This window comes from Cryobacterium sp. TMS1-13-1 (genome assembly GCF_004403125.1).
In the GTDB taxonomy this organism is placed as follows: Bacteria; Actinomycetota; Actinomycetes; order Actinomycetales; family Microbacteriaceae; genus Cryobacterium; species Cryobacterium levicorallinum.
In genome coordinates, this window is sequence record NZ_SOGX01000009.1 from 152,847 (window position 1) to 164,973 (window position 12,127).

Sequence of the window (12,127 nt, forward strand, 5' to 3'; positions counted from 1 at the left end):
CCACGCCCATGGGGCTTCAAGCAGGGCGAGCCAGCTGTCCGGGCCGGTCTACTCGGCACGGCGCAGCCCCGGTGTCGCGAGCAATTGGCCGTCGCGCAGCACGGCAAGCACGTCGATGGCGAACCGCGCGGTCATCTCGTTCAGCGTCGCTTCGCCGCCGGCCACGATCGCCGTCGCGAGCACATCTGCCGTGACAATGTCGGCGGCGAACACGCTCACCTGACGAAACGGCGATACCTTCCCGTTCAGCGCCGTCCAGATGTGTTCGCCGCGTTCCGCGCTGCCCGACGTCGCTACCGCGCGAAGCGGATGCCGCAGCGGCACGCTGGCCAGCACGTCACCGCGGTCGGCCGGATTGACAATCGCCACGACCCACTCGGGATGCTCGGTGACCACTGCCGGAGCGGCGACCCGGTGCCCGGTCGACATCGCGCCGTCGCCGGACTCCCATGCTTCAAACCGACCTTCCGGCTCGCCGCTGACCAGAACATCGCCGCCCGCATTGATGCACCAGTTGAGCAGGCCCCGAGAGGTCAACGCCGCACCGGCCTCAGCTATCGCAAGCGCCTTCACCACCCCGGAGAGGTCGATCACACCATCGGCGCGATGCGGTGTGAACACGCCATTGGTGCGGTCGCGCCAGGTCAGCGCGAGCGCGTAAGCGTCCCGCACACTCGCACTCGAATCCGTCAAACGGATGTTCCCACGGGCGATCCGGCTCAGCTCCGAGTCGTCCCGGTACAGGCTGAACCGCTCATCCCAGCGCCGAAACATCGCCTTGGCGAGTTCTGCGGCTTCGACCCGAGCGCTCTCCCCCACTGTGTGCGCATCGGAATGGGCCAGCCGCAGGCTCACCATCGTGCCCATAGTCTCGAAAGTCAGCGCTGGCCAGGTGCGATCGACCGATGCGCGGGCGGCCGTGCGGGCTGCCACACGGGCGAACTCCACCGCGTGCGGCAGCACGGGCGCGGGACGCACCGGCGAGCCGGCGAGTGTGCGTTCGTGATCGGATCCGATGGCGGCCACGTTTAAAAGCCCGCCGTGTCGAGGGCGGATTGCAGGGACCGCAGGTAGCCCTGGGTCGTGTAGGTGGCGCCGCTGACGCTGTGCACGTTCGCGGACTGCGCGGCGAGCACCTCGGATCGCAGAATCGGCGCGGCCTGGTTGCTGATGGCGACCGATCGGCCGCCGCGGTTGGTCAGCTGCAGCGGAGTGACCTCGGTGATCGCGCCGTTGGCGATGGTCACCGACACCTGCATGTTGCCGAATTGGGTCTGCACCACCGCGCCGGTGAAGGTTCCGGACTGCGCGGCCGCTGACGCGGCAGCGGCTGACGCGGCAGCCTGGGCTGTGGCGGCAGCGTTCGCCGCGGCGGTGGCGGCATCAGCGGCCGCCTTGGCGGTGGCGGCGGCCTGCGCCGCGGCATCCGTTGTGGCGGTCACTGTCGCAGCCGTCGCGGTGCCGCCGGTGGAGGCGGTCAGGCTCTGCGAGGCGTCGATTGCCTGGGAGCCCAGCTGCCAGCCTATGCCGACGATCGAGACGGAGGCCAGGGTGGCCAGGGCTACTGCACGTGCTCTCACCAGTCGAACCTTTCGTAGTGGATCTGCTTCTTGGGAACCCCGCCGGAACGGGCGTCGCGCACGACGGCGTCGGTCCACGGCCGGGGGCCGCAGATATAGATGTCGCTGCTGGTCAGTTCCGGCACGATCTTCTTCAGGGTGATCCCGGCTTTGGCGGCATCCGCTGGCAGCCAGGTGCTGACTCCCTTGGGTCGTTTACCGGCGATGACGCGCAGCTGGGCGCCGCGCACCCGGCAGAGGTCCGTCAGTTCGTCGACCAGGTAGGTGTCGCCGACCGAGTGCGAGCGGAGCAGCACGGTGGCGTGGCCCGGCGCGAACGAGACGGTTTCCAGCAGGGAGCGGATGGGGGCCACGCCGATGCCGGCCGCGATCAGCACGACCCGCGGCGACGTGCGGGCGTTTTCGGTGAACAGGCCATACGGGCCTTCGAAGCTCACCCGGGTGCCGCGCGCCAATTGGGGCAGCTGCCGGGAGGCGTCCCCGAGACCGCGCACGGTGATGCGCAGGCCCCGCCCGCTCGGGGCTGCGGACAGGGAAAACGGGTGCGCCTGCCACCAGAGTCCGTGCGCCCAGAACCGCCAAATGAAGAACTGTCCTGATGTCGCGCGCAGCTGCTCCAGCTTTCGTCCGGTCAGGGTGATCGAGACCACACCGGGTGCGACCTGCTCGATCGAAGCCACCCGAAGCTGGTGCCGCAGTGAGCGCACGACCGGCAGCAGGAAGCGAAACACGACGATGCTTCCGGCGACCGCAACGTACAGGGCCAGCCAGTAGTAGCGGGCGATGGCACCCTCGCTGAGCAGGCCACCGACGCTTAACTGGTGCGGAATGGCGACGAGCACCGAGAGGTAGGCCAGCAGGTGCACAGCGTGCCAGGCCTCGTAGCGAAACTTTCGGCGCACCACGACGAGCGAGGTCACGACGACGCCGATCATGAGCGCGAGGCCGAGAAAGGCGAGCGGCATGTCGGGCAGGCCTGTGAACATGTTCCATGTCTCGATGAATACATTCACATTTTCAGCGAGCGCGTAACCGGTGATGAGCAGCACGGCGTGGCCGAGGATGAGGTAAAGGGCGGGCTTGCCGAGCGACTGGTGCACGGCCATCGCCTGATCGTGCCCGAAGGCGCGGTCGACCGGAGGCAGGCGCGCGGCTAGCACGAGCATCACGAGCAGCAGGTCGGTGCCGACCAGGCCCGCGACAATTCCGAGCGAGGTGAACGCGTCGGCCGGGGTCGAAAAGCGGGCGGCTCCCCCGTCGGCGAGAAAGATGGCGATGACGATGGCGACCGACGCCACGCAGAGGATCTGCAGGGTGTCGGCCAGTCGCATCCGCTTTTTGTAGGCAGGATGCAGCAGCGCCGGGCCGGTGCGAGTGGTGCGCGTGTCGAGGCTCATGAGTAGAGCATCGAGCCACTGCCCATCGATGGGCTATCGATGACCTGTGAACGGTCTGTGTGTCGTCTATGCCTCATTTTCCCGGGGTAAATGGGGGCGACGGTCGCTTTGAGCGGATGCCGACAGCCCCGTTATTGACTACCCCGGCAGCGCCGGTCGTCTCCGGGCCCGCGCGCGCACGAGCAGCACAATGACCAGGGCGACGACGCTGCCGAGTACTGTCTCCAACACGCGATCGACGAGCAACGCCGGCACCGGCACCGGGCTCGTGAGGTGCACCACGGTGAGGGCGAGCGGGGTCACGAACAGCAGGGCGGCGCCGTAGTGGCGGCCGATCAGAATCTCAGCACCGAACTGACCGAGCGCGACGACCAGAATGAGCACGGCGACCGGCGGGCCCGGCAACAGCACGAGCGCGGTCACAACGACGCCCAGGGTCGTGCCGATCATGCGGTGAAATGCCCGCGAGACGGAGTGCTTCGCGCCGGGCGGCGGCAAGACCGCAACGACACTGACCACGGCCCAATACGGATGCCCGATGCCCGCCACGAGCGCGAGCGAACCGGCGGCGAGCGCGCCGGCCACGTTCTGGGCGATCGAGACCCACACCTGACGGTCGCGGATCGCACCGGGACGAACGAACGCGCCGCGCAACAGGTTCTTGAACAGGTCGCGCTCGTGCCGCCCGGCGACCCGCCGCAGCAGCCAGCCCGACATGGTGAGCAGCCAGGCGAACGCGGCCGAGGCCACGGCCACCAGCAGTCGCGGCCAGAACTCGGTGCCGGGGGTGGGCAGTTGCGCGATCACGGCGTAACCGAAGACGAAGAAGATGGGAGTGGCCGGAAACAGTCCCGCCGTGGACGCGACCAGAATTCCAGCCGCAATCACCACGACCAGTCCGGCGGTGAGCACGATCAGGGGCGCGTCGATCAGGGCCAGCAGCAGCGCGAAGGTGATGATCGCGAGCATGAGAGCACCCGCCACGGTGACCGTGCGCAGCCGCACCCGATAGGGCTCGTTGCGACCGAACAGCGCCGTCATCGAGCCGAACGCCGCGTAGGCGGCCCAGTCGAGCTGGCCGGTGAGGACGAGCACGCTCAGCGGCAGCGCGGCGGCGACCGCGGCCCGGGTGGCGACCTCGAACTGGAAGCTGCGCAGGGAGCGCGCCCACTGCCGCAAGCTTTCGGGCTTGGCGGGCTCCACGCTAGATCTTTTCGATCGGAGCGATCTTGATCAACAGCTTTTTGGCGCCCGCTGTGTCGAACTGCACGTGCGCGATGCGCTTGGTTCCTTCGCCGGTGACCTGGTTGACCCGGCCCTCGCCGAAGTCGTGGTGGCGGATGCGGTCGCCCGCCGCCAGTTCGAGGCTGCCGTTGTCGCGCACCGTTCCGGTGATCTTGTTCGCCCACTCCGTCTTCGGCTTGCCCGGCGGCAGGCCGGCCGGCTTCGCGCTGGTGCCGTAACTGCTGCGCCCGCCGTAACCGTCGCTCGAACTAGTCAAAGAGTTGCCAAAGCCACCGAAGCCGCCATCGCGGCGCGCGTTCAGAGCGCGCGGCTGGGTGCCGCCGCGCGAGTTGGCCATTCCCGGCGACTGCTTCCAGTCGATCAGCTCGGCCGGGATCTCCTGCAGGTAGCGGCTCGGCATCGCCACGTTGATATCGCCGAACTGGGCCCGGGTCATGGCAAGTGAGAGGTAAAGCCGCTTGCGGGCGCGGGTGATGCCCACATAGAACAGGCGGCGCTCTTCAGCGGGACCGCCCGGCTCGTTCGCCGACATCTGATGCGGCAGCAGCCCCTCCTCAACGCCGGTGAGGAACACGGCCTCGTATTCGAGGCCCTTCGCGGTGTGCAGCGTCATCAACGACACCGTTCCCGACGCGTCGTCGAGGTCGTCAGCGGCGGCCACGAGTGACACCTGGGTGAGAAAGTCGACAAGACCGCCGTCGGGGTTCTCCTTGTTGAAGTCCTTGGTCTGGGCGACGAGCTCCTCGATGTTCTCGGCCCGCACCTCGTCTTGCGGGTCACGGCTGCCCCGCAGCACGGCCAGCAGTCCGCTGCCGCCCAGCAGAAACTCGAGCACGTCGGAGACGTTGGAGCCGCCGACCGGCACGCCGTCATCGGTGACCGACGTCGGCACGAGCATGAGCGCGGCGGCATCGAGCAGTTCGGCCAGTTTGAGGATGGTGCCGGTCACCTTCGGGCCGAGACCCAGTGCGGCGCAATTGCGCATCGCCTGCCGAAAGGTGAGCTCGTTATCGTCGGCAAAGCTCGACAGTGCGGTCTCGGTGGCCGGGCCGATACCGCGCTTGGGGGTGTTCAGAATGCGGCGCAGGGCGAGTTCATCGACCGGGTTGGCGACGGCGATGAGGTAGGCCAGGGCATCCTTGATTTCGGCCCGCTCATAGAATTTGGTGCCGCCGACCACCCGGTACGGTGTGGCCGAGCGCACCAGGATTTCTTCGAGCGCTCGGGTCTGCGCGTTGGTGCGGTAGAACACGGCCATGTCGCGGTAGGCCATGCCGGCCGCGTGCAGCACCTGGATTTCGTCGGAGACGAACTGGGCTTCGTCGTGCCCGGAATACGCCGTGAAACCGACGATTTTCTCGCCGTCGCCGCCCGCGCTCCACAATTTTTTGTCGGTACGGTCGAAGTTGTGGCCGATCACGGCGTTCGCCGCTGAGAGGATGTTCTGAGTCGACCGGTAGTTCTGCTCGAGCAGAATCACCTTCGCTCCGGGGTAGTCCCGCTCGAAGCCGCTGATATTGCGGGTGTCGGCGCCACGGAAGGCGTAGATGGACTGGTCGGAGTCACCGACCACGGTGAGCGAGGCGCCGGGAATGGCGCCACTGCCGTCGCGCAAATTGCGCACGTGCACACCGTCGTCTTCCATCTCCTGAGCGAGTTCGGCCGTGACCGGCCGGGTGAGCTCGTGCACGAGGGCGTACTGGGCGTGGTTGGTGTCCTGGTATTCGTCGACCAGCAGGTGCCGAAACCGTCGCCGGTAGAGCGCGGCGACCTTAGGGAACGCACGAAACAGGTAGACGGTCTCACCGATGAGGTCGTCGAAGTCGAGCGCGCTTGCGGCACGCAGCCGGGCGGAGTACTGCCGAAAAATCTCGACGAACATGACCTCCTGCGGGTCGCTCATGTTCGCGTTGCGGGCATAGGAATCGGCGTCGGCGAGTTCGTTCTTGAGCTTGGAGATCTTGGCGCCCGCCGACCCGGGTGTGAAGCCGTAGGTGTCGGCGTCGAGACCCTTGATGATGCGCTTGAGCGTGACCTTGCTGTCGGCCGAGTCGTAGATGCTGAAGGTGCTCGACAGACCGATCTTCTCGGCTTCGCGGCGCAGAATGCGCACGCAGGAGGAGTGGAAGGTGCTGATCCACATTCCGTCGGACGCTTGGCCGAGGATGGCGCGCACCCGCTCGCGCATTTCAGCGGCCGCCTTGTTGGTGAACGTGATCGCGAGAATCTGGCTCGGCCAGGCATCCCGCGTTTCGAGCAGGCTCGCCACCCGACGGGTGAGCACGCTGGTCTTGCCCGACCCGGCGCCGGCGATGATGAGCAGCGCCTGGCCGCGGTATTCGACGGCTTCTTTCTGCTGCGGGTTGAGCCCGTCGAGCAGCGGGCTCTGCTGGGCGCTGCCGGTGCCCGCATACCCATTGGAATCAAGAATGATCGGCGTGGCCGAGCGGCCGGCGGTGGCGGGCGCGGATTCCGCGTTAAGAGGTGTGATCATGTCGATTTCCAGTGTAGGCGAGGCCCCTGACACGCGGGCGGGTCGGGCTGTGGAGTTTAGCGACGCCCCGACGTTTGCTGATCGAGTCAACTGGATGGATGATCGCAGGGCCGACAACCGTGAACCCCACCGCGCAGACGTTGACGAGGTCGAGCTTGTCGACGACATCACCGCGGAGGAGGACTATCTCCCTCTTCTTTTGGCCGCTTCCGCCACGCCCAATGGCCGCAACCCCTCCACGCCCCAGAAATCACCATTCAAACGCTTAGCTGAACGGTATCGATCCGAAAACCCATGCGGCTCTCGTGGCTGGCCTGCCGCACATCATGTGCGCGACCAGCGTGTCGAGGGCATGGGCAACATCACGGGTTGCAGTTGTCGCAAAAACGCGGGTCGGCGTAGCTTCGGTCGGTGAACTCGCGAGTGTGGCGATGCGGGCAGATGAGGCATCCATGCGTTTCAGCACGGGTCTCGTTCGTGGGCGCGTAGCAGTCGCTGCAGGGCAGTCCTGCCACCCGCTCTACCTTCCAGAAACCTGGGGTGCCGCAGGCTGGACACAGGGAACGTAGTTTCTGTGCGAGGTCTTCGGCCGCGAGACGGATGTTTTCCATACGCGTCGGATTGGCATGGGCGCGCACGTCCGTTTCGAGAAACACGTGGCCGTTTTCCGATTGCGCCAGCGCCCACGCAAAGGTGATTTCCAGTTCCGCCCAGGCGGCGATTCCCTTGCGGATGCGAGGGTCGTGCTCGCTTTCCGGGCGTACGACCACGTGGTGTTCGGGGAACCTCGATTTGCGGGCGAACGTTTCGGCGGCTGCCCAGTCCGCCGTCAGCAGGTGGGAGAAATTCGCCTTGCCTTGCGCCACGCCGACGACCTCCAACTCGCGCTCACGGTCGATCCAGATCAGGAATTCAACGTTCCAGGGGAACATCCCCATGAACGGATCCTGACCAAACGACCCCTCGCTGGCAAGGCCCAGGGGTAATGCCGACAATTCCATACCCACGCGCGCTTTCTTACGTGCTGCCTCAAGCTGCGTGCCGGAGCGGGGGATATCGCGGGTGAAAGTACCGAGTAGATCCGTGTCGTAGCCCACGATGTGTTCGACGCGGCAACCAAGCTCCCGCTCCAACACAGGACCGACCACGCGCTCCTTACCATGCTGGGTCAGCAGAGCGACCCGTTTACCGGAGTAGATGGAGCTCGAGTCCGAATTCTCTGAATCATTGCAGACCACAACTCACCTGCCCTGCTGAGCACGAGCTGTTGGCACAGACTGTTCGTCGACCGGGCCACACCGCAGGCGGCTGGCGGTTTCGACCGCGGTGGCTACTCACGGTCGACGGATCCAAGGGCTCTGAGAAGCTCACCAATTTGGTGGTGGCGTTCCAAGGGATGTCGAAGCGGTAAGTCTGGGTAGAGCTGATAACTGTTGCGCCGCCCGTCGCGTTGACGCGTGAGATAGCCATCTGCGACGAGTTCGGCGATTATTCGCTGGGCGGCGCGTTCGGTGATCCCCACTTCTACTGCGATATCGCGCAATCGCATGCCGGGGTCTTGAGAAACGCAGAGCAAAACGTGTGCGTGATTAGTAAGAAAGGTCCAGTCGGCCATCATCTCACCATAGCCGACACACGCTCCACAATGCACGCTATACTTAGCACGTATTGGTCAGCGTGCATTGACGGGGTTGGTCACCATGGAGTCGCGCCGCTTCTTCACACTTCGAGCAGAGTAAATCAGAGAGCCACAATGTGATCGATCCCATCATTCTCTTCTTCCTGCTCGGAGCCGTGGCCGGCCTCCTGCGTTCAGAATTGCGTCTTCCGGCGGCGATTTACGAGTTCGTCAGCATCGTGCTACTGCTGGCCATTGGCCTCAAAGGCGGCGTGGAACTCGCCAGGCAGCCTTTCGCCAGTCTGTTGCCGCAGATGCTCGCCGTGGTGGCCATGGGTTTTGGCCTCACCCTGGTCGCATTCCCGGTGCTGCGCTATCTGGGCCGTTTCAAGCGAGCGGATGCGGCCTCTATCGCCGCCCATTACGGTTCCGTGAGCGTGGGAACCTACGCCGTGGCCGTCGCCTACCTCGGCAGCCAGCAGGTCTCGTTCGAAGAACACATGCCGCTGCTTCTGGTGCTGCTGGAAGTGCCAGCAATTCTGGTGGGAATTGTTCTCGCGCGAGGCATCTCGCGCGAGACGCGGTGGAAGTCGATCGCCCATGAAGTGTTTCTGGGGAAAGGCATCGTGCTGCTCCTGGGCGGACTGCTCATCGGCTGGGTAGCTGGCCCGGACGGGCTGTCGTCCATCCAACCGTTATTCGTGGATCTCTTCAAGGGAATTCTCGCTCTTTTTCTGCTGGAGATGGGCTTGATTATGGCCACACAGATGGGAAGCCTGCGCCGACACGGCCCATTTCTGGTGGTCTTTGCCATCGCAATGCCGCTTTTTTCGGCGTTGGTGGGAACGTGGCTGGGGTTGTCTTTGGGCCTCTCCATCGGAGGAACGACCATCTTGGCGACTCTGGCGGCCAGTGCGTCCTACATCGCGGTACCGGCAGCCATGCGCATCTCTGTACCCGACGCCAACCCCACCCTTTCCCTGGCCGGTGCGCTCGGGATAACATTTCCGTTCAATGTCCTGATCGGGATCCCGCTGTACCACGCGCTCGCCGTGTGGGCTCATACGTTCGCGAAAGGTTGAACCCGATGCAAAGCCATACCCGTAAGCTGTTGACCGTTGTCACCGAAGCCGCCCTCGAAGGCACTCTTGTCCGGGATATCGATCGGCTTCACGCCCACGGGTATACCATCACTGACGCTCGTGGCAAGGGGAGTCGTGGTACTCGCAACGCCGGCTGGGAAACGAATGGGAACATCCGCATCGAGGTGGTGTGCGACGCAGCGACGGCTGAAGAAATCGCCGCCCATTTTCAGGAGCATTACTACGACGACTACGCCATGATCCTCTTCGTGAGCGATGTCGAGGTACTCCGACCTGAGAAGTTCTGAGACCCAACTCAGGTTCCTCAGGTGTCGGTGACTGTCCGCTGGGTTTCCACAATCTTTCCTCAGGGCACCCGTCTCGGGCGGCACCGAGCGATCCCGCATCCAGCCTCAACGCGCGTCGCCCGGCACGCGACAATTGTGCGCGACCGTCCCGTAACGGATGCGGCTCCCGGGCCACTCTGAGCCCTAAAGCACCGCGCAGCGCGCGCGTTTCAATTCGATTCGTGTTTGTGGTGTCTCGAAACCTACGCGTGTCGGAACACATGGATTACGAGACGCTGGCAGCCGCTCAGAACGCGTCGCGCACGTGCACGGCCAGATCCGGGTGGTCGGCGAATACCCCGTCGATGCCGGAGCCGAGAATGACGCGGAACTCCGACTGCCAGTGTCCGAAGTCGCGCTTGCGGGTGCCGCTGCGAAAGGATTTTGCCAGGAATTTGTTTTCCGGCCGCAGGGTCCAGCAGTAGATCTCGAGCCCGGCAGCGTGGGCGTCGTCCACCAGAGCGGACGCCCCGGTCACGTCACCCGCGGCATCCGTTTCGAGGATGAGCGATTTGGGCACGCTGATGCCATCGACGCCGATATCACTCGTAGCGGTACTGGAGTTCATACTGCTGCGGGACCCGCCAGCCGAGCGGCCAGCGGCGAGGCTCGCGAGGCCGTCGGCCGTGAGGTGGTCGGCGTAGCTGAGCGCGCCGGCGCCGTACTCCGCGACCTGGTCGACGGGGTACCCCTCGTCTTCGAGCAGGAAGACGCGTTTGCCACGCACACCCTGAGCCCGAACCTGGGCGAGTACGCTCGGTTCAAAGCTCTCTACGGTGAGCCGGTCGGTGTTCCAGCCGGCCGCGGAGACCTCGGCCGCGAACAGTTCGGGCAGCGGCAGGTCGAGCCCGCCGAAATAGGTGGCGTGCTTGATCTCGGCGACGATCCCGAGCGTTCGGTTGCTCTGCTCGGCCGCGGCGTCGACGAGGTCGAACAGGTCGCGCAGGCGCAGAATCGGGCGCTGGCCGTCGAAGGTCGTATTGCTCTGTCGCAGGGCTGGCAGCCGTTCCCGGGCGCGCAGGGTGCGCAGTTCCTCCCAGGTGAAGTCCTCGGTGAACCAGCCGGTGATCGCCTTGCCGTCAACGACTTTCTCGGCGCGGCGAGCGGCGAATTCGGCGCGAGTGGCGACATCCGTTGTGCCGGAGATTTCGTTTTCGTGGCGAATGACGAGCACGCCGTCGCGGGTGGCGACCAGGTCGGGTTCGACGGCGTCGGCGCCGAGCGCGAAGGCCAAATTGAAAGCTGAGCGCGTGTGTTCGGGCCGGTGGCCGCTTGCCCCGCGGTGGCCAATGACGATCGGTTGCATGGTGTCAGGCTAACCGCGCCAGCAGAACGGATGCTGGGGGCCGGCATCCGCCTGCAGCGAAACGGGTACCAGATCACGGCTTGAATTGCTGCAAATCGGCTGATCCCCAGCACATTCGAATGCGCTCTCGGGTACCTTTAATGCAGTGCCGCACCAGGCGCTGCGTGTCGGTTCGCCCGCGCGCACCCGAATGACCCATCAGCTGATTGTGAGTACAGCAACCCATGGCATCCTCCAACCCCGCTTTCTCCCGCAACGAAGCGTTCGGCGCTCGTGGCGCAGTGGCGTCGTCGCAGGCCCTTTCTGACAACGATCTGCAGTCGATGTACAACCGGCCCGCCGCCGGTTCACAAGACACCGAACGCATGACCTACGAAGACACCATCACCAAGACCGGCCTCGGCTTCGCGCTGCTGCTCGTGGCTGCCATGATCTCCTGGGTCGCCACCCCGGTGCTGCCGTTCCTGTTCATTCTGGGCGCCATCGCCGGCTTCGTGCTCGGTCTGGTCAACACCTTCAAGAAGGAGCCGTCGGCTCCGCTGATCCTCGCCTTCGCCGGGGCCCAGGGCTTGTTTGTCGGTGGCATCTCCCGCGTCTTTGAAGACATCTATGGGGGCGTCGTGATGCAGGCGGTTCTCGCCACTCTCGTCGTGGTCGGCGTCACGCTCGCACTGTTCAAGAGCGGCAAGATTCGCGCCTCGAAGAAGGCCACCAAGATCTTCTTGATCGCCATGATCGGCTACGCCGCGTTCTCGCTGATCAACGTGGGAATGATGATTTTCGGCGGCAGTGATCAGGCCTTCGGCATGCGCAGTGCGAGCATCAGCATTCTCGGCTTCGACATCAAGCTCGGCATCCTCATCGGTCTTCTCGCTGTGCTGCTGGCCGCGTATTCGCTCGTGCTCGACTTCGACTTCATCCAGAAGGGTGTCAACAACCGTCTGCCGCGCAAGTACGGCTGGACCGGAGCCTTCGGCATCATCATGACCGTCGTCTGGCTCTACGTCGAGATGCTGCGCATCTTCGTGCTCACCCGCGAGTAGCGGCATCCGCTTGAT

The 12,127-nt window shown here is 65.0% G+C and carries 11 protein-coding genes; 3 read left to right on the plus strand and 8 right to left on the minus strand.

Annotated elements, in window-relative coordinates; genetic code table 11:
• Positions 1–48: 48 nt before the first annotated feature.
• From E3T31_RS08905 to E3T31_RS08935, 7 genes are all read right to left on the minus strand, one after another.
• Positions 49–1,026, minus strand: coding sequence for an FAD:protein FMN transferase (locus E3T31_RS08905; RefSeq protein WP_241977783.1), 978 nt, complete (start codon positions 1,024–1,026; stop codon positions 49–51).
• A 2-nt stretch (positions 1,027–1,028) separates the two neighbouring features.
• The gene (locus tag E3T31_RS08910; protein WP_241977785.1) at positions 1,029–1,580 is read right to left on the minus strand and encodes an FMN-binding protein; all 552 of its coding nucleotides are present in this window, start codon (positions 1,578–1,580) and stop codon (positions 1,029–1,031) included.
• On the minus strand, positions 1,577–2,977 hold the full coding sequence (locus tag E3T31_RS08915; RefSeq protein ID WP_241977787.1) for a ferric reductase-like transmembrane domain-containing protein: 1,401 nt from the start codon (positions 2,975–2,977) through the stop codon (positions 1,577–1,579). Before E3T31_RS08915 ends, E3T31_RS08910 begins: the two co-directional genes overlap by 4 nt.
• Before the next feature lie 138 nt (positions 2,978–3,115).
• Entirely contained in the window at positions 3,116–4,180 is a 1,065-nt protein-coding gene (locus E3T31_RS08920; protein ID WP_241977789.1) for an FUSC family protein, read from the minus strand.
• Position 4,181: 1 nt separating this feature from the next.
• Positions 4,182–6,716, minus strand: a complete 2,535-nt coding sequence (locus tag E3T31_RS08925; protein WP_241977791.1) for an ATP-dependent helicase — start codon at positions 6,714–6,716, stop codon at positions 4,182–4,184.
• 362 nt (positions 6,717–7,078) lie between these two features.
• The gene (locus E3T31_RS08930; protein WP_134468420.1) at positions 7,079–7,954 is read right to left on the minus strand and encodes a DUF6671 family protein; all 876 of its coding nucleotides are present in this window, start codon (positions 7,952–7,954) and stop codon (positions 7,079–7,081) included.
• Positions 7,955–8,046: 92 nt separating this feature from the next.
• On the minus strand, positions 8,047–8,331 hold the full coding sequence (locus E3T31_RS08935) for a helix-turn-helix domain-containing protein (RefSeq protein ID WP_134468421.1): 285 nt from the start codon (positions 8,329–8,331) through the stop codon (positions 8,047–8,049).
• 140 nt (positions 8,332–8,471) lie between these two features.
• On the opposite strand from E3T31_RS08935, the gene E3T31_RS08940 reads away from it, so the two are divergent.
• Together E3T31_RS08940 and E3T31_RS08945 are read left to right on the plus strand one after the other, a co-directional pair.
• Positions 8,472–9,416, plus strand: a complete 945-nt coding sequence (locus tag E3T31_RS08940) for a sodium-dependent bicarbonate transport family permease (RefSeq protein WP_134468422.1) — start codon at positions 8,472–8,474, stop codon at positions 9,414–9,416.
• A gap of 5 nt (positions 9,417–9,421) precedes the next feature.
• On the plus strand, positions 9,422–9,724 hold the full coding sequence (locus tag E3T31_RS08945; protein ID WP_134468423.1) for a transcriptional regulator: 303 nt from the start codon (positions 9,422–9,424) through the stop codon (positions 9,722–9,724).
• A 286-nt stretch (positions 9,725–10,010) separates the two neighbouring features.
• On the opposite strand, the gene E3T31_RS08950 is transcribed toward E3T31_RS08945, so the two are convergent.
• On the minus strand, positions 10,011–11,069 hold the full coding sequence (locus tag E3T31_RS08950) for a glycerophosphodiester phosphodiesterase family protein (RefSeq protein WP_134468424.1): 1,059 nt from the start codon (positions 11,067–11,069) through the stop codon (positions 10,011–10,013).
• 224 nt (positions 11,070–11,293) lie between these two features.
• Between E3T31_RS08950 and E3T31_RS08955 the strand changes: the two genes are divergently transcribed.
• Positions 11,294–12,112: a Bax inhibitor-1/YccA family protein gene (locus E3T31_RS08955; protein ID WP_134444745.1), complete on the plus strand. Its 819-nt coding sequence runs from the start codon at positions 11,294–11,296 to the stop codon at positions 12,110–12,112.
• Positions 12,113–12,127 lie beyond the last annotated feature (15 nt).

Excerpts from the sequence above, each read along its gene's own strand:
- E3T31_RS08925 (WP_241977791.1), bottom strand. The coding sequence starts at position 6,716 with ATGATCACACCTCTTAACGCGGAATCCGCGCCCGCCACCGCCGGCCGC.
- E3T31_RS08955 (WP_134444745.1), top strand. The coding sequence starts at position 11,294 with ATGGCATCCTCCAACCCCGCTTTCTCCCGCAACGAAGCGTTCGGCGCT.
- E3T31_RS08950 (WP_134468424.1), bottom strand. The coding sequence starts at position 11,069 with ATGCAACCGATCGTCATTGGCCACCGCGGGGCAAGCGGCCACCGGCCC.
- E3T31_RS08915 (WP_241977787.1), bottom strand. The coding sequence starts at position 2,977 with ATGAGCCTCGACACGCGCACCACTCGCACCGGCCCGGCGCTGCTGCAT.
- E3T31_RS08945 (WP_134468423.1), top strand. The coding sequence starts at position 9,422 with ATGCAAAGCCATACCCGTAAGCTGTTGACCGTTGTCACCGAAGCCGCC.
- E3T31_RS08935 (WP_134468421.1), bottom strand. The coding sequence starts at position 8,331 with ATGGCCGACTGGACCTTTCTTACTAATCACGCACACGTTTTGCTCTGC.